Source organism: Bhargavaea cecembensis (genome assembly GCF_001619585.1).
GTDB lineage: Bacteria > Bacillota > Bacilli > Bacillales_A > Planococcaceae > Bhargavaea > Bhargavaea cecembensis_A.
Genome location: NZ_LQNT01000013.1, coordinates 1 through 15,630 on the forward strand (window position 1 = coordinate 1; position 15,630 = coordinate 15,630).

Below are 15,630 nucleotides of genomic sequence, written 5' to 3' on the forward strand. Positions count from 1 at the left end.
GGGGGCTTCCCCCTGCAAGAGTAGGACGTTGCCGGGCTTGCCACAAGCAAGATGATATTATTCCGCAGTAGCTCAGTGGTAGAGCAATCGGCTGTTAACCGATCGGTCGTAGGTTCGAGTCCTACCTGCGGAGCCATTAATGGAGAGCTGTCCGAGTGGCCGAAGGAGCACGATTGGAAATCGTGTATACGCTAACCGTGTATCAAGGGTTCGAATCCCTTGCTCTCCGCCAGTTTTATATTTTAAATGTGGCCCCTTGGTCAAGCGGTTAAGACACCGCCCTTTCACGGCGGTAACACGGGTTCGAATCCCGTAGGGGTCACCACTTACATGGAGGATTAGCTCAGCTGGGAGAGCATCTGCCTTACAAGCAGAGGGTCGGCGGTTCGAACCCGTCATCCTCCACCATGATCTACAAAATATGTATATTTTATTGTCGCGGAGTGGAGCAACGAGCAGTGCAACGGCTGCGAGTAGCACCGACAGCGAAGCGTAAGGTGCCCAAGTACCATATGCGTAGAATCACCAATGCAACATCTATATTATTATCGCGGAGTGGAGCAGTGGCAGCTCGTCGGGCTCATAACCCGAAGGTCGCAGGTTCGAATCCTGCCTCCGCAACCAATGGTCCCGTGGTGTAGCGGTTAACATGCCTGCCTGTCACGCAGGAGATCGCGGGTTCGATTCCCGTCGGGACCGCCATTTTTTTACATAATTTATAGATGGCTTGGTAGCTCAGTCGGTAGAGCAAAGGACTGAAAATCCTTGTGTCGGCGGTTCGATTCCGTCCCAAGCCACCATTTGCCGGCCTAGCTCAATTGGTAGAGCAACTGACTTGTAATCAGTAGGTTGGGGGTTCAAGTCCTCTGGCCGGCACCATCTTGGAGGGGTAGCGAAGTGGCTAAACGCGGCGGACTGTAAATCCGCTCCTTCGGGTTCGGCAGTTCGAATCTGCCCCCCTCCACCATACATAGGGGCATAGTTTAACGGTAAAACAGAGGTCTCCAAAACCTCCGTTGTGGGTTCGATTCCTACTGCCCCTGCCATTATTGACTGACGGCGATTGTGGCGAAGTGGTTAACGCATCGGATTGTGGTTCCGACATTCGTGGGTTCGATTCCCATCAGTCGCCCCATTTATCGTGAACCTCAAGGTCACCGGGGGTCAATCAATATTATATTGTGGCGGTTGTGGCGAAGTGGTTAACGCACCGGATTGTGGTTCCGGCATTCGTGGGTTCGATTCCCATCAGCCGCCCCATTGGGGTATAGCCAAGCGGTAAGGCAACGGACTTTGACTCCGTCATTCGTTGGTTCGAATCCAGCTACCCCAGTTTTTCGCGGAAGTAGTTCAGTGGCTAGAATACCACCTTGCCAAGGTGGGGGTCGCGGGTTCGAATCCCGTCTTCCGCTCCATTTTTATATACGGCGGCATAGCCAAGCGGTAAGGCAAGGGACTGCAACTCCCTTATCACCGGTTCGATTCCGGTTGCCGCCTCCATTTTTTTGTTTCTGCATGATTTTAAATCATGCCGGTGTGGCGGAATTGGCAGACGCGCACGACTCAAAATCGTGTTCCTTCGGGAGTGTCGGTTCGATCCCGACCACCGGTACCAACGAATATACTTATGACGCGGTGCCTACTTCGGTAGGCACCGTTTTTGTGTTAGAGGAAAGTGAGAAATGGCTTTTGGCAAAGTTTCCGGCTTTAAGCTCCAGGGGAAGGGACAGAGACAGGCAGTTGAGAGCAGCACAAGTCCATGATCATGAGACTGGCTGTGCGGCTTCGTTGGATAAGGATAAAGCGGAGAAGGGGTGAAGCGGATGGGGAAACTGCGGGTGATCACTTGGAATCTCTCAGTAATGGGACCTATCGAATCAAAGTGGTCGTATCTCCAATCAGTGATGGCTGAAACGGATGATCCCACTATAATCGCTCTACAGGAGGTCAAAGAACGGGACAGGGATTATCTGATGGATCAAAAGGGATTTAATGAGTTCTCCTATTCACTTGAGTTCAGGCAGCCTGGCCTATTCGATGGTGCAAACCGAAAGATGGGTTGTCTGATCGGGGGAAGGGGAGAAGTCGATGCCACCCATCCCGGAGTCCTCACCCGTGCTCCCTTTCCGGATCGGACGGTTTTCTCTGATCTTTTAATGGACGGTATGATGTTGAAATGCCTTTGTTTTCATTCTCTGACGGGAGTGGGCTATAAGAAAGCAAAAACGGCTCAGTTTATCGGGGTAGCGGAATATCTTCATCAATACCGGGGACAGCCCTTTATTTGCTGTTTTGATGCAAACGAGCCTGAAATTGATCATGTTGAAATGCAGAAAATGAAGTACTTCAATCAGGCTGGTGACCAAGGGAAGGGAGCTGAGATGATTCTCGGGCCCAAACCGGTACACCGGATGAAAGATGCGTACAGGATTTGGCTGGACATGCATCCCAAACTTCTTGCCGATCTGAAACAGAAACAGGCGGATTTGGACTCCTCCCAGCTCAGATATCTTCCTTTGGCGGTTTCTCACCTGGTCAGCCGTAAATATCCCAAGCGCTATGATTATATTTTTGTCAGCGACCACTTCAAAGTGATCCATGCCGAGTATCGTTTAGAAGAAGCCATCCGGGCGGGCGGTGACCATGCGATGGTCATTGCCGATTTGGAATACTAGATTCATTTTAAACAGGCAGCCATGTGCTGTCTTTTCTTTTTGCCAAAAAGAAAAGAACCGCCCATTTGGACGGTTCCGAAACAGTTGATTACAAATAGTCTTTACGCAGTTCTTCAGGAGAGCGCGGGGAAATGTAGCCCGGTGCCACATCATAGACGGTTTTGGCGCCGTACTGCTTTTCCTGGTTCATCCGGTGTGCGGCTCTCGCGTAAGCGACGAGGACGCTTGCCGTGAATTCCGGGTTGCTGTCGAGTTTTAGGGAGAACTCGAAAATCTGCTTGTTGCCGTCTCCGGTGTTGCCGCCACGGATGACAAAGCCGCCGTGAGGGGCCTTGGAATGGTCTCGCTTGAGTTCTTCTTCAGTGATGAAGTTCACTTCCGTGTCATAGTCGGCGAAGTAGTTCGGCATCGTCTTGATCTCGTTTTCGAGCGCTGCCTGGTCAGCGCCTTCTTCCGGCACGATGTAGCAGACACGGCGGTGCTTTTCTGCCGTGGAGAGTTCGGGATTCTCACCGCTGCGCACTTTATCGATGGCCGCATCGGCAGGGATGGTGTACTGAACGCCGTTTTTGACGCCGCTGACACGGCGCACAGCGTCCGAGTGGCCCTGGCTGAGGCCCTTGCCCCAGAATGTGTAGTTCTCGCCGTTAGGCAGGATGGCATCGGCCATGACGCGGTTGATGGAAAATAGACCCGGGTCCCAGCCGACGGAGATGATGGCAGTAGTGTTGTTCTTCGTCGCCACCTCATTGACGGATTGGTAGAACTCAGGAATCTTCGCGTGGGTATCAAAGCTGTCGACTGTATTGAACAGGCTTGCAAAGTGCGGTGTCTGTTCCGGCAGGTCATGGGCGGAGCCGCCGCACAGCAGCATAACGTCAATTTTATCCTTATAGTCGGCTGCCTCCGAAATATGGGCGACTTTAATGGACGGATCATCCAGGTTCAGGGATTCCGGTTCTCTTCTCGTAAAGACGGCGGAAAGCTCCATGTCAGGTGTCTGACGGATGGCAGCCACGGCGCCTTTTCCGAGATTCCCGTACCCGACGATGCCGATTCTGATTTTCGATGTCATATTCTCATCTCCCATTGTCTAAAGTTGATTAGTCTTGCCGAATGCCCAAAACTTCATTGTTCGAAGCTTCTCGAAATTTAGGGTTTTTCCATTATAACATTAGTATGGTGCAGTGATAAATCGTGAGTCTCCCTGTTTAGAATAGCCAGGAACAGGTCGGTCCCGGTTTCAATCAGTTCATCGCGGAAATCGTATTCCGCCGTGTGGATATGGGGGTGATTTTCACCGTTTCCGATGATGCAGTAGGCCGCTTTGGTCAGCTTTGCCAGATGGCCAAAGTCCTCGGACCCTCTGAAGGCTTCCTCCATATCAAAACATACGAGGCCTGCACCTTTGGCAGCTGCGCGGACTTTATCGGCTATATCCGTGTTATTTGCAGTTTCGGGGAATTCGTCATTGTACTCGAACCGAATGCGAAGGCCGTGTTTTTCTGCCTGTTCAGCAGAAAGTTGTTCGAGTTTTTTCTGGAGCCGATCCAGTTCATCTTCATGCAGCGCACGGATCGTCAGGCGGATCAGTCCTTTGGAAGCCGAGATGCCAAACGCTTTCTCCCCGGCATCGATTTGGATGACAGTGCAGAGTACCAGCCCACGGTAGTCTGCCTGACTTGTGAGTTGCGGGATGGCCTGGATGATCGAAGCAAGCGCGAACGCGGGGTTGATGCCGTCTTCCGGCTGGCTCGCATGCGCAGGAAGGCCTTCAAGATGGATGGTCATGCCTTTGGAGGCGCAGAACATCGTTCCTTCCCGGATGCCGACGGCCCGGTAAGGGAAACCGCTCATGTTGTGGTAGGCATAGATCTCATCGATTTGCTCATCGGCGATCAGACTGACACATTGTTTGGCACCGTCCCCGGTCTCTTCGGCCGGCTGAAACAGGAAGAAGACGTTCACGTCCGGTTTCTGCTGATCCACTTCCAGTGCGAAACCTGCCAGGGTAGCAGAGTGGCCGTCGTGTCCGCATTTATGTGCCTTGCCGGGGACTCTCGAACCCCAGGGGAGATCGATGGTCTCGTCAATTGGCAGGGCGTCAAAATCAGCCCTGAAGGCGAGGCTGCGGCGGTCTTCACCGGCTCTGTGGGCTGCATAAAACCAATTGCCCTGATCGATGATTTCAAGGTCTGTGTGCGCCTTGATAAATTCGATCAGCCTTGCTTTTGTCCAGGTCTCTTCATTGGAAAGCTCGGGATGTTGGTGCAGCTCGCGACGCAGGCTCACCGCCAGATTAATATTCTCCTTTTTCATGATCCATGCTCCTATTCCGTATGACTGAAAATCACCTCTGCCAGAATAGTATAACAGGTATGAAGATGACAGGTTTAAATTAGCCCGCCGGTATGCAATCAGAGTTTCCGTGGGCAGGTGGAATAACAGCCATCAAGACCCAAGCCGAAACATTGATGGGTTTGACCTTTTTTGATATTATATTATCTGAAGGATGGAATAAGAAAGTCATGTCGGAAGCCGCCAACCCGGATTTTGAGGTTTAACCTTTATGAAAGTGGGGTATAGACCTAAGAAGAGAGAAGGCAGGTGGTATTTATGACGCGACAATGGAATTTTATCATCGGCAATAAATTGATTACCGTTTATGACCGAAATGAGGAACAGGCTGAGCAGAAAGCAAAGCGGCTTTATCAAGAACTCAAGAAGACAGCCTGACCGACAGTCCATCCATCACTGGATGGGGTTTTTTTATTTCAGGAAATTTATGTTTAAAAAATTTAGACGGTTAATCTCGCAAGTGAATCGGGTTTGGCTGATCAGGAAAAGCTTCCAACGTGAATTCTGTCTTACATAATACGGGGCTTGAAATTCACAGGCTCCAATAATGAATGTGCAGGTGGAAATGATGGATGCTTTTTCAGTTGCGGTCTTTGTGTTCATTGTAGGCGGTATTTGGCTATATGCTTATAAAAGAAGCCGATCCGTTGATAACAATAGCGGGGAAGGCTTCTTTTTGGGTGGTCGGAGCCTGACGGGGCTTACGATTGCCGGGACGATTATCATGACCAATCTATCTACGGAACAGATTGTCGGCCAGAACGGCCAGAGTTTTGCCGGAGGAATGCAGGTTATGGCCTGGGAAGTGACCTCGGCATTCGCATGTGTGGTTCTGGCGCTGGTCTTCCTGCCGAAGTATTTTAAATACGGGGTGGATACCGTCTCGGACTTTGTGGAGATCCGATACGATACGACGACGAAGCGGATTGTTTCACTGTTGTTCATCGTGACGTATATGTCGTCGTTCCTGCCGGTTGTCCTCTATTCCGGTGCGCTGGTGTTCAATAAGATCTTTCATATCGATGAGGCATTCGGATTGGATCCGCTTGTTTCCATTGCATTAATTGCAGCATTTATCGGCATCATCGGACTCGCTTACCTGATGCTAGGCGGCCTGTCGCTCAGTGCGTACAGTGACACGCTTTACGGAGTCGGTTTATTTGCAGGCGGTATCGCGATCCTCGTCCTGGGTCTGTCAGCACTTGGCCAAGGAAACCCGATTCATGGCATGGTCACAGTGAAGGAACAGTCTCCGGAGATGCTGAACGCCATTGGAGCGGCTGATTCCGAACTTGTCCCATGGCCGACGCTGTTCACCGGGATGCTCTTCAACAACCTGTTCTTCTGGTGTGCGAACCAGATGATCGTCCAGAAGACACTTGCCGGCAAGAGTCTGAAGGAAGGGCAGAAGGGAGCACTCTATGTAGGGTTCTTCAAGATTTTCGGTGCGCTGTTCCTCGTCCTCCCGGGGATTGTTGCCTTTAATCTGTACGGCGGCAGTATTTCAAATCCCGACAATGCCTATCCGACGCTGGTTTCGGATGTTTTGCCGGAATGGGCATACGGTATTTTTGCGGCGGTGATTTTTGGCGCGATTCTCAGTTCGTTCGTGGGATCACTGAATGCAACTGCAACATTGTTCACGCTGGACTTCTACAAACCGATTTTTAAACGTGATGCAACGGATCGGCAAGTGGCCAGAGCGGGAAAACTCGTGACCGTCATCGTCGGTTTTGTAGCTGTATTAATAGCGCCTCTGATTTCCTTTGCCCCGGCCGGCCTGTATGCCGTCGTGCAGGAATTCAATGGCATCTACAGCATGCCGATGCTGGCGATCATCTTATTTGGCTTTTATTCAAAAACAGTGACGGCGTTTGCGGCCAAGGTAACATTCGGTTTCCACATTGTGGCTTACATACTGTCCAAAGTCTTTCTCGACATCCACTACCTCTATGTGTTTGGGGCCCTGTTCATTCTGGACTGTCTGCTCTTATGGGGGATTGCGAAAATGAAACCACTAAAGCAGCCATTCCAATTTGAGGACAATCACAACAAAGTCGACCTGACTCCCTGGAGGCATAGAAAGAGTGTGGCGGCACTCGTTGTCATCACAATGGCAGGTATGTACCTGATCTTTTCTCCGCTCGGAATCGCCTCATAAACAATCATTCCTAAATTCACCATAACAATTCCCATTCGTCTGTGAGCTGCCTGCATAAGCGGGCAGCTTTCTTTCCGCTAATGATCCTTTTCAGCTTCCATCCGCTCGGGTTGGGCAACGGAAGTTTTTTCCCTTATACTTGACGGTAGCTTCATACATAAGAAAAGAGGAAATGCCCATGCAGCAACCTGAACAGTCTGCGGCTCTTCCCGCATACAACCGGACGATCATCCTGATTGTCCTGATCGCAGGGGCGTTTGTGGCCCTGCTGAATCAGACCCTGCTTATTGTGGCCCTGCCGCCCATCATGGGGGATTTCACCATTGACGCAAACGAGGCGCAGTGGGTGACGACGGTTTATCTGCTGACCAACGGGATCCTGATTCCGATTACGGCTTTCCTGATCGACCGCTTTTCCAGCAGACGGCTTCTGATGGTGGCAAGCGGTCTGTTTGCGGCAGGTACGCTCGTCGCGGCCATTGCCCCGAGCTTTTTCTTCCTGCTGGCTGCACGTGTGATCCAGGCAGCGGGAGCGGGGATGATGATGCCGCTCATGCAGACGATCCTCCTGACCATCTTTCCGGTGAACCGGCGCGGCTCCGTCATGGGACTTGTCGGACTGGCCATCGGGTTTGCTCCGGCTATCGGACCGACGCTGGCCGGCTGGGTGCTCAGCTTCGGTTCATGGCGGATGCTCTTTGTCATCGTTCTGCCGCTTGCCGTGCTGCACCTGGTTGCCGTATTCTTCTTCATGAAGAACGTCACGCAACAGCGGCCGGTAAAGATCGATCTGCCATCCGTCGCCCTGTCGACGCTCGGTTTTGGCGGATTGCTCTACGCCTTCAGCAGCATCGGCGGGGAAGGCTGGCTGAGCCCGAATGTGCTGATTTCCACTGTCGTCGGATCCATCACGCTGTTCCTGTTTATCCGCCGGCAGCTGGCTCTTGAGACACCGATCCTGAATTTCGGTGTGTTCCGCTCCGGAGTCTACCGGCTGATCATCCCCATGGGTATGATCACATTCGCGCTGCTGATCGGCACCGAGACGCTGCTTCCGCTGTATGTCCAAAATGTCCGCGGCGGGACTGCGTTCGAATCCGGATTGCTGCTTTTGCCCGGCGCCATTGCCATGGGGGCCATGTCCCCGTTTTCCGGGCGGATTTTCGACCGGTTCGGAGCCGGCTGGCTTGTCGTTACCGGGTTTGCCCTTCAGGTCGTGACGACGGTGCCATTCGTTCTTATGACGCCGGACACGCCGCTTGTTTTGCTGGGGCTCGCATTCGGCCTCCGGATGCTCGGTCTGTCCATGCTGATGATGCCGCTGAGTACGGCGGGGATCAATTCGTTGCCCCGGCACCTGATCGCCCACGGCACGGCGATGGACAATACGTTCCGGCAGATCGGGGGATCGATCGGCACAGCTCTTCTCGTGTCCGTCATGACCGGCACGGCTGCCGCGATCCAGCCGCTGCCGGATCCTCCGCCGGATGCGCTCATGACCGGCGTCCGTGTCGCTTTCCTGGTAGGAGGCGTCCTCTCGGCAGCCGGCTTGATCCTTGCGCTCCGGCTGAAAAAGCTCCCGGCAATACCCATTCATGAAGATTGATCAATCCTGCTTATGTTGGGCCTGCATCCGGGCGACACGGAATATTAAAAAACGGCTTCAGTCCTGTATGCAGGGGACTGGGGCCGTTTAGTCGTTTCTGGAGATCGGTTCATCCTATGGATTACTTAAATGATTGCTATTTTATAAAATATTCTTGCGTAATCTGTTATAAGTGATAGAATTTTGTCATACAACAGAGATAAGGGGAATGACAGATGATTACTTTTTTTCTGAGCATCTTGCTGTTGATCGTTGGTTATTTTACATACGGGAAATATGTCGAGAAAGTCTTCGGCCCAAAAAATGAACGGCCGACACCGGCCTATGTCAACGCGGACGGCGTGGACTATGTACCGATGTCGACTCCAAAGAACTCGCTGATCCAGCTGTTGAACATCGCCGGGACAGGCCCGGTGTTCGGTCCCATTGCGGGGGCCCTTTATGGTCCGGTTGCATTCATCTGGATTGTCGTTGGCTGTATTTTTGCAGGGGCGGTCCATGATTATTTGACGGGAATGATTTCGATCCGGAATAAAGGGGCCCATCTTCCGGAGCTGGCGTCCAAGTTCCTGGGCAATTTCATGAAGCATGTCGTCAACATCTTTGCGTTGCTTCTGCTCATCCTGGTTGGTACTGTGTTCGTCACGTCTCCGGCGATGTTGCTCAACATCATCTTTGACGGCAAAGTTGCTCTCGGCATTCTTGTCGGAATCATCTTCCTGTACTACATTTTGGCGACATTGCTTCCGATCGATAAGATTATCGGGCGATTCTATCCATGGTTCGGTGCACTGCTCGTGGTCTCATCCGTGGGTGTTGGAATCGGTCTTGTGGTAACGGGAGCCCCGATTCCTGAGCTTTCCTTCACCAACATGCATCCGGGTGAGCTGCCGATCTTCCCGCTGCTTTTCTTCACGATTACATGCGGCGCACTGTCCGGATTCCACGCGACGCAGACGCCGATCATTTCGAGGACGACGAAGAAAGAAAAGGAAGGACGCAAGATTTTCTATGGCATGATGATTGCTGAAGGCATCATTGCCATGATTTGGGCGGCTGCTGCAATGAGCCTGTTCGGCGGCTACGGCGGACTAAACGAACTTCTTGCTGCCGGCGGCCCCGCAGCGGTGGTGAGCGATGTATCAATCATGATGCTGGGCGCCTTCGGCGGAACCCTGGCAGTCCTTGGCGTAATTGTTCTTCCGATCACTTCCGGCGATACCGCATTCCGTGCTGCGCGTATGATCATCGCTGATTACTTTAAAATCGGACAGGCAAAGATTCTGAGCCGCCTCTGGATCGCGATCCCGCTGTTTGTCATTTCCTTTGTCCTGACGAAGATTGACTTTAACCTGCTTTGGCGTTATTTCTCGTGGGCAAATGGAGTGACTGCGATGATTGCCCTCTGGGTCGGCGCGATGTACCTGTTCCTGCAGCATAAGAACCATTGGATTGCGACGATCCCGGCAATCTTTATGACGTCCATGGTTTTCGTCTATATCCTGTTCGAGCCGACGATGGGCTTCGGCATTGACTTGACCCTATCCTATATCGGCGGCACCATTGCGACCCTGTTCGTCACGGCAACGTTCTTCATCTCCGCACACAAGAAGCGGGGGACGGGAATCCTGCTGGACGAGGATGTATCCGGGTTTAACCAGGCCACGTTATAAGCAAGACATGCCGATGCCAAACTTTCTGTGGGGAGGCATCGGCATTGTTGTAAGCAGACAAAAAACCATAAAGAGCCCCGTTCCGCCGAAGCGGAGCGGGGCTTTCCATGTTTGCTGCGGTTGGTCAAGGACGGCGGGCACAACGCGAAGGGTGACCGGTCATCCGTTTCATTAGATGAATGATGTTGCCTATTCGGGTTCCCACTCAGATTTCAGCGGATCGGTTCCCGGCATGTAAAATCTCACCCGTGAATCCTCCGCCTGTTGCGGAAGTGAAGAAGATGCCTGTTTCCTCCAGCAGCACTTTCGCTTCTTCGACCGTCATGGAGGGCTGGATGTACAGAACATGGAGCGCTTCCGTTGTCTGTTCCGTGACCGCGGTCCTCCCGGAGTCGACAAATGGGCTGCCGAACGGACCCTGTTCATCGGAAGTGAGCAGGAGATTCTCGAGGCTGTTGACCCTTCCGTTCAGGCCTTCGTATTCGTCTTCCACTGATCCTTTGCGGATCGCCACATCACCTGTGACAGCAGACAGGTCGTACAGACCGCACGGGATGCCTTCACGGACAGAGAAGAAGTTATTCAGGTCCACGCCGAGATTGATCTCGCCCGGCACTTGGCCTTTTTTCACGCGGCGGATCAGTGCCTCGGCAGAAGGGCGGTAGCGGCCCGGGTCCTTTCCGAATGCTTTCCATACTTTGCGCCATTCGGCGATCCCCGGGATGTCTGTCACGTTCTTGTCTTCCAGGTCGATCTGCATCTCCTGGTAAAAGTAGCCGATCCGGCCCTTTAGCATTCCGGGAGCGTCAGAGGTGCTGATTCTGTTATAATGGAGGATGCCGAATTTCAGATCCGGCACTGTTTCAAACAAAGACTGATCTGCTGTAATTTTCATGTCCATCACCTGTATTTTGTGACTTTTCATATATCGTAACACAACAGAAAGGGGCAGTCCCTATGGATACCGTCACACTGCAGCGGGAGCTGCGCGCGTTCGCGCGGGAGGCGGGCATCGACAAGATCGGATTCACAACCGCCGATCCGTTCCGGGAGATGAAGAACCGGCTCCGTCGCCAACAGGAGTCGGGCTTCCAATCGGGCTTTGAAAAAGGATCGCTGGATGAACGGACCGATCCGGCACTGCTTCTGGAAGAGCCGGAGAGCATCATCGCCATCGCGGTCGCCTATCCCTCGAAGCTGGATGACGCGCCGAAGGGGAAGAAAGGCGCAAGGCGGGGAATGTTCTGCCGCGCCTCCTGGGGACAGGACTACCACGACGTCCTCAGGGAAAAACTTGCCCTTCTCGAAGCCTTCATCCTGGAGCGGGTTCCGGATGCCCGTCTCCGGTCCATGGTCGACACAGGAGAGCTCGTTGATCGTGCGGTGGCGGAGCGGGCCGGCATCGGGTGGTCGGGGAAAAACTGTTCGATCATCACGCCGGAATTCGGTTCATACGTCTACCTCGGGGAGATGATCACGAACATTCCCTTTGAGCCGGATGAACCGATCGAAGACGGGTGCGGAGACTGTACGCTCTGCCTCGACATCTGCCCCACCGGTGCCCTGATCGAAGGAGGCAGGCTGGACGCACAGCGTTGCATCGCTTTCCTTACACAGACAAAAGGCAGTCTTCCGGAAGAGTTCCGTACCGAAATCGGCAACCGGGTGTACGGATGTGACACCTGCCAGACGATCTGCCCGAAAAACAAGGGCATGCACAACCGGATCCACGAGGCGTTCCGCCCCGATCCGGAACTGGCGAAGCCGCTTCTCGAACCGCTCCTAAACCTGTCGAACCGGGAGTTCAAGGAAACGTTTGGCCATATGTCGGGTTCCTGGCGCGGGAAAAACCCGATCCAGCGAAACGCTATCTATGCACTCGGCCATTTCAGGGAACAGTCGGCACTGCCGGAACTCTCCCGCGTCCTCCGCGAGGATGTCAGGCCGTATATGCGGGGCGCCTCTGCCTATGCGCTCGGGAAAATCGGCACTGAGGAAGCGGAGACCGCTCTGCATCATGCCGAATCACGAGAAAAGGAAGAGGAGGTCCTGGAGGAGATCCGGGGCGCGCTCCGCCACATCGCAGACCAGAAGAAGGAAGTGCACGAATGATTCACGTCGTTTTACATGAACCGCTCATCCCTGCAAACACCGGGAACATCTCCCGCACCTGTGCGGGCACCGGGACCCGCCTGCATCTTGTCCGTCCGCTCGGTTTTTCGACGGATGACCGGATGCTGAAGCGTGCCGGGCTTGATTACTGGGAGCATGTCGACCTGGAGTACCATGACCGGATCGAAGAATTGTTTTCCGCCTATCCCGACGGTGATTATTACTATCTGACGAAATTCGGTGAAGGGAACTATGCCGACCGGGACTACTCGGATCCGGAGCGGGACATCTTCTTCATCTTCGGAAAAGAGACAACCGGCCTGCCGAAGGACCTGCTTGCCGCCCATCCGGAGCGCTGCCTTCGCATCCCGATGAACGATCATATCCGCTCGCTCAATTTGTCGAACACGGCGGCGGTCCTCGTCTTTGAGGCGTTGCGCCAGCAGGGCTTCCCGGGCCTCCGGTAGGGAATTGCGCATACAAAAAGGGACTGCCTGAACGGCAGTCCCATTTTCTCAGCTTCGGCTCGCTTTGTTATCTTTTGCTGTGCCGGGCTTGTCCTCATAACCGCCTGTGAACATAGCGGAAAGGAAAGCGAAAGTCACACCAAGGATCAAGAGAGTGTTCATATCGTTACCTCCTGGTTCGAAGTTCGATCTTCCCTCAGTATAACGCATCCGGGATAAAAAGAAAATGGGGGCGGGAGGACAGTGGCGCCGTTCGCCGGGAATCGCCAAAAATCCGTCACGAAATCATCATACAGAATGAAACTTTCGGCCTGTACGGCCGTATTACAGTTAAGACTAATAAGACTAAACGAAAGCAGGGATCACTCATGAGAGCATCCACCATCATGCGCTGGGTCACGGGGCTTGGAGAGACCTTTCTCGCCATCCCATTTCTGGGCGGGCTTTATGTCATGGGCTCGGGATATTCATTGCTCGGTGTCATGTTCGTCCTTCATGCCATCACGCTCATCCTGGCCATTCGTGACTTTTCTGCAAAGTCCGGTTCCATTGTCGGCCTCGTAACAAGTGCCATTGCATGGATTCCATTCCTGGGCTGGTTCATGCATGCGGTGTCCGCAGTGCTGCTCATCATCCAGGCCGTCACGTCGCGCCCGAAACAGCACTATTGATCGCTGACCATCATATAGGGAGACTCGTACACGTATGAACTCTATGATTACTGTGATGCTCCTCGGACTTGCGCTCATCTCGGGCGGCATCTTCGGGGCCATCTTCATATCGCTATACCAGAGAAACAGGAAAGCCGGACTGGCCATGCTGATCACCGCATTGCTTGCGGCGCTTGTCCAGCTGTATCTGCTCTTTACGCTGTCCCCATGGCTGACCGCAGCCGTCTTCGTCATTTACGCCATTATCGCGACATTTGTGGCATGGACATTAAAGAAAAAGCAGCGCCAAGCATCATACAGACCCGGAAAATAAACAAACAAAACGGCAACGGTTCAGAAACCTCTCAGGAGGCTCGGACCGTTGCCGTTTTTCAATATGTTTTATTATGTGTGAAGTTCGGAAAGCAGATTGTTCTCGATTCATTCTAATTTTAATAGTATGAGGATTGTAGAGGAGGGTCCGAGACACCTGTGGGAAAAGCGTTAGCTGAAGACCCCGCAGAGCGAAGCTCGAGGAGGCTAAAGCAACGCCCGCGGTAAGCGAGGACCCGCAGCGTAAATCCGGTGGATTGCCGAGACACTTTACTTCCCCTTAATGCGGCAGGAACAGCAGCTGATAGGCGAACATGACCGCAAACAGATAGAGAAGCGGATGGACATCGCGCCACCTGCCCTTGACGATCTTGATGATCGGATAGGAGATGAACCCGAGCGCAATTCCTGTGGCGATGCTCGAGGTGAGCGGCATCGTGAGGATGATCAGGAAAGCAGGAAACGCCTCGTCGAACGACTCCCATTCGATTTCCTTGACGATGCCGATCATCAGGCTGCCGACAATGATCAGTGCGGGAGCGGTGATTGCGGCGACCCCGGACAGCGAGCCGACAAGCGGGCCGAAGAACGATGCAACGATGAAGAGAACACCGACCGTTACAGTCGTGAGCCCGGTCCGTCCACCGACAGCCACGCCCGATGAAGATTCCACATATGCGGATGTCGGGCTGGTCCCGAACATCGCGCCGGCAGTCGCGGCAACAGAATCGGCGAGCAGGGCAGGACGGACCCTCGGCATCTTGCCGTTTTTGATCAGTCCCGCCTGGCGTGCGACCCCGAGCATCGTGCCGGTCGTATCAAAAAGTGTCACCATAAGGAAGGCGAAGACCACTCCGTAAAGACCATGGGAGATGACATCTCCAAATGCATCAATCGGATTCCAGACGATCAGTCCTTCAGGCAGGTGCGGCATCTTCACAAGCCCGTCCGTGAAACGGAGTTGGCCTGTCAGGTAGGCGACGATGCCGGTGACGGCCATGCCGATGAAGATGGCTCCGTATACATTCCTCGCCATCAGGACGACTGTGATGATCAGCCCGAAAAGAGAAAGCAGGACAGGCGGGGACGTCAGGTCACCGAGTTTCACCAGATTGGTTTCATGGTGCGCGACAATCCCGGAAAGCCGGAGACCGATAAAAGCGATAAAGAGTCCGATTCCGGCAGTGATGCCATGCTTCAGGTTTTCAGGGATCGCCTCAATCAGTTTCTCGCGGATCGGCGTGAGCGACAGAATGACAAACAGGATGCCTGCAACAAAGACGGCAGAGAAGGCTGCCGTATAATCAAGCGCACCGTCTGAGGCGATGATGACAGAAGTGAAGTAGGCGTTCAGCCCCATGCCGGGTGCGATGGCAATCGGATAGTTGGCGAAAAGCGCCATCCATAGGGTTCCGATGACAGACGCAATGATCGTCGCCATGAACACCTGGTCAAACGGAACACCTGCATCGGCCAGGATGATCGGGTTGACGATGACGATGTAGGCCATCGTCAGAAAAGTCGTCATGCCTGCCAGAACTTCAGTTTTTACAGATGTACCATGCTGTTTTAAATGGAACATGGATATTCCTCCT

12 protein-coding genes and 16 tRNA genes are annotated in these 15,630 nt (G+C 53.3%); 24 read left to right on the top strand and 4 right to left on the bottom strand.

Annotation, left to right across the window (positions count from 1 at the left end; all coding sequences use genetic code 11):
• The first annotated feature begins 61 nt into the window (after positions 1-61).
• From AV656_RS14535 to AV656_RS14615, 17 genes are all read left to right on the top strand, one after another.
• Positions 62-136, top strand: a tRNA-Asn gene (locus AV656_RS14535).
• A gap of 5 nt (positions 137-141) precedes the next feature.
• A tRNA-Ser gene (locus AV656_RS14540) sits at positions 142-232 on the top strand.
• Positions 233-250: 18 nt separating this feature from the next.
• Positions 251-325, top strand: a tRNA-Glu gene (locus tag AV656_RS14545).
• A 7-nt stretch (positions 326-332) separates the two neighbouring features.
• Positions 333-408 (top strand) — tRNA-Val (locus AV656_RS14550).
• Positions 409-549: 141 nt separating this feature from the next.
• A tRNA-Met gene (locus AV656_RS14555) sits at positions 550-624 on the top strand.
• Between the two features lie 2 nt (positions 625-626).
• Positions 627-702 (top strand) — tRNA-Asp (locus tag AV656_RS14560).
• A 22-nt stretch (positions 703-724) separates the two neighbouring features.
• A tRNA-Phe gene (locus AV656_RS14565) sits at positions 725-800 on the top strand.
• Positions 801-803: 3 nt separating this feature from the next.
• Positions 804-879, top strand: a tRNA-Thr gene (locus tag AV656_RS14570).
• A 4-nt stretch (positions 880-883) separates the two neighbouring features.
• Positions 884-967, top strand: a tRNA-Tyr gene (locus AV656_RS14575).
• Between the two features lie 5 nt (positions 968-972).
• Positions 973-1,046: transfer RNA gene (locus tag AV656_RS14580), tRNA-Trp, on the top strand.
• 13 nt (positions 1,047-1,059) lie between these two features.
• A tRNA-His gene (locus AV656_RS14585) sits at positions 1,060-1,135 on the top strand.
• 49 nt (positions 1,136-1,184) lie between these two features.
• A tRNA-His gene (locus tag AV656_RS14590) sits at positions 1,185-1,260 on the top strand.
• Between the two features lies 1 nt (position 1,261).
• A tRNA-Gln gene (locus tag AV656_RS14595) sits at positions 1,262-1,333 on the top strand.
• A 6-nt stretch (positions 1,334-1,339) separates the two neighbouring features.
• A tRNA-Gly gene (locus AV656_RS14600) sits at positions 1,340-1,415 on the top strand.
• An 11-nt stretch (positions 1,416-1,426) separates the two neighbouring features.
• A tRNA-Cys gene (locus tag AV656_RS14605) sits at positions 1,427-1,500 on the top strand.
• Positions 1,501-1,530: 30 nt separating this feature from the next.
• Positions 1,531-1,615, top strand: a tRNA-Leu gene (locus AV656_RS14610).
• 208 nt (positions 1,616-1,823) lie between these two features.
• Positions 1,824-2,675, top strand: a complete 852-nt coding sequence (locus tag AV656_RS14615) for a hypothetical protein (protein ID WP_063183315.1) — start codon at positions 1,824-1,826, stop codon at positions 2,673-2,675.
• An 88-nt stretch (positions 2,676-2,763) separates the two neighbouring features.
• Here AV656_RS14615 and AV656_RS14620 read toward each other — a convergent pair whose 3' ends face one another.
• Both AV656_RS14620 and AV656_RS14625 read right to left on the bottom strand, forming a co-directional pair.
• Positions 2,764-3,750, bottom strand: coding sequence for a diaminopimelate dehydrogenase (locus tag AV656_RS14620; RefSeq protein WP_063183317.1), 987 nt, complete (start codon positions 3,748-3,750; stop codon positions 2,764-2,766).
• Between the two features lie 77 nt (positions 3,751-3,827).
• Complete coding sequence (locus AV656_RS14625) at positions 3,828-4,994, bottom strand: M20 metallopeptidase family protein (RefSeq protein WP_063183319.1); 1,167 nt, start codon at positions 4,992-4,994, stop codon at positions 3,828-3,830.
• A 607-nt stretch (positions 4,995-5,601) separates the two neighbouring features.
• On the opposite strand from AV656_RS14625, the gene AV656_RS14630 reads away from it, so the two are divergent.
• The 3 genes from AV656_RS14630 to AV656_RS14640 all read left to right on the top strand — a co-directional run bounded on the left by AV656_RS14630 (position 5,602) and on the right by AV656_RS14640 (position 10,473).
• Positions 5,602-7,194, top strand: a complete 1,593-nt coding sequence (locus tag AV656_RS14630; protein ID WP_063183321.1) for a solute:sodium symporter family transporter — start codon at positions 5,602-5,604, stop codon at positions 7,192-7,194.
• A 178-nt stretch (positions 7,195-7,372) separates the two neighbouring features.
• Positions 7,373-8,800 (top strand): DHA2 family efflux MFS transporter permease subunit, encoded by a 1,428-nt coding sequence (locus AV656_RS14635; protein WP_063183323.1) that lies wholly within the window; start codon positions 7,373-7,375, stop codon positions 8,798-8,800.
• A gap of 215 nt (positions 8,801-9,015) precedes the next feature.
• Positions 9,016-10,473, top strand: a complete 1,458-nt coding sequence (locus tag AV656_RS14640; protein WP_063183325.1) for a carbon starvation protein A — start codon at positions 9,016-9,018, stop codon at positions 10,471-10,473.
• Between the two features lie 205 nt (positions 10,474-10,678).
• On the opposite strand, the gene AV656_RS14645 is transcribed toward AV656_RS14640, so the two are convergent.
• Positions 10,679-11,368, bottom strand: coding sequence for a B3/4 domain-containing protein (locus tag AV656_RS14645; protein ID WP_063183327.1), 690 nt, complete (start codon positions 11,366-11,368; stop codon positions 10,679-10,681).
• A gap of 62 nt (positions 11,369-11,430) precedes the next feature.
• On the opposite strand from AV656_RS14645, the gene queG reads away from it, so the two are divergent.
• The 4 genes from queG to AV656_RS14665 all read left to right on the top strand — a co-directional run bounded on the left by queG (position 11,431) and on the right by AV656_RS14665 (position 14,036).
• A complete protein-coding gene (queG, locus tag AV656_RS14650) occupies positions 11,431-12,585 on the top strand; it encodes a tRNA epoxyqueuosine(34) reductase QueG (RefSeq protein WP_063183329.1) in 1,155 nt (384 codons plus the stop codon).
• Positions 12,582-13,052 carry a tRNA (uridine(34)/cytosine(34)/5-carboxymethylaminomethyluridine(34)-2'-O)-methyltransferase TrmL gene (gene trmL, locus AV656_RS14655; RefSeq protein WP_063183332.1) on the top strand — a complete coding sequence of 157 codons (471 nt, stop codon included), beginning with the start codon at positions 12,582-12,584 and terminating at the stop codon, positions 13,050-13,052. The genes queG and trmL overlap by 4 nt, the downstream gene beginning before the upstream one ends.
• A gap of 368 nt (positions 13,053-13,420) precedes the next feature.
• Positions 13,421-13,723 carry a hypothetical protein gene (locus tag AV656_RS14660; RefSeq protein ID WP_063183334.1) on the top strand — a complete coding sequence of 101 codons (303 nt, stop codon included), beginning with the start codon at positions 13,421-13,423 and terminating at the stop codon, positions 13,721-13,723.
• Between the two features lie 34 nt (positions 13,724-13,757).
• On the top strand, positions 13,758-14,036 hold the full coding sequence (locus AV656_RS14665; RefSeq protein WP_063183337.1) for a hypothetical protein: 279 nt from the start codon (positions 13,758-13,760) through the stop codon (positions 14,034-14,036).
• A 279-nt stretch (positions 14,037-14,315) separates the two neighbouring features.
• On the opposite strand, the gene AV656_RS14670 is transcribed toward AV656_RS14665, so the two are convergent.
• On the bottom strand, positions 14,316-15,617 hold the full coding sequence (locus AV656_RS14670; RefSeq protein WP_063183339.1) for an NCS2 family permease: 1,302 nt from the start codon (positions 15,615-15,617) through the stop codon (positions 14,316-14,318).
• Positions 15,618-15,630 lie beyond the last annotated feature (13 nt).

Coding starts and splice junctions, on each gene's coding strand:
- AV656_RS14615 (WP_063183315.1), top strand. CDS start 1,824: ATGGGGAAACTGCGGGTGATCACTTGGAATCTCTCAGTAATGGGACCT.
- AV656_RS14620 (WP_063183317.1), bottom strand. CDS start 3,750: ATGACATCGAAAATCAGAATCGGCATCGTCGGGTACGGGAATCTCGGA.
- AV656_RS14625 (WP_063183319.1), bottom strand. CDS start 4,994: ATGAAAAAGGAGAATATTAATCTGGCGGTGAGCCTGCGTCGCGAGCTG.
- AV656_RS14630 (WP_063183321.1), top strand. CDS start 5,602: ATGGATGCTTTTTCAGTTGCGGTCTTTGTGTTCATTGTAGGCGGTATT.
- AV656_RS14635 (WP_063183323.1), top strand. CDS start 7,373: ATGCAGCAACCTGAACAGTCTGCGGCTCTTCCCGCATACAACCGGACG.
- AV656_RS14640 (WP_063183325.1), top strand. CDS start 9,016: ATGATTACTTTTTTTCTGAGCATCTTGCTGTTGATCGTTGGTTATTTT.
- AV656_RS14645 (WP_063183327.1), bottom strand. CDS start 11,368: ATGAAAATTACAGCAGATCAGTCTTTGTTTGAAACAGTGCCGGATCTG.
- queG (WP_063183329.1), top strand. CDS start 11,431: ATGGATACCGTCACACTGCAGCGGGAGCTGCGCGCGTTCGCGCGGGAG.
- trmL (WP_063183332.1), top strand. CDS start 12,582: ATGATTCACGTCGTTTTACATGAACCGCTCATCCCTGCAAACACCGGG.
- AV656_RS14660 (WP_063183334.1), top strand. CDS start 13,421: ATGAGAGCATCCACCATCATGCGCTGGGTCACGGGGCTTGGAGAGACC.
- AV656_RS14665 (WP_063183337.1), top strand. CDS start 13,758: ATGAACTCTATGATTACTGTGATGCTCCTCGGACTTGCGCTCATCTCG.
- AV656_RS14670 (WP_063183339.1), bottom strand. CDS start 15,617: ATGTTCCATTTAAAACAGCATGGTACATCTGTAAAAACTGAAGTTCTG.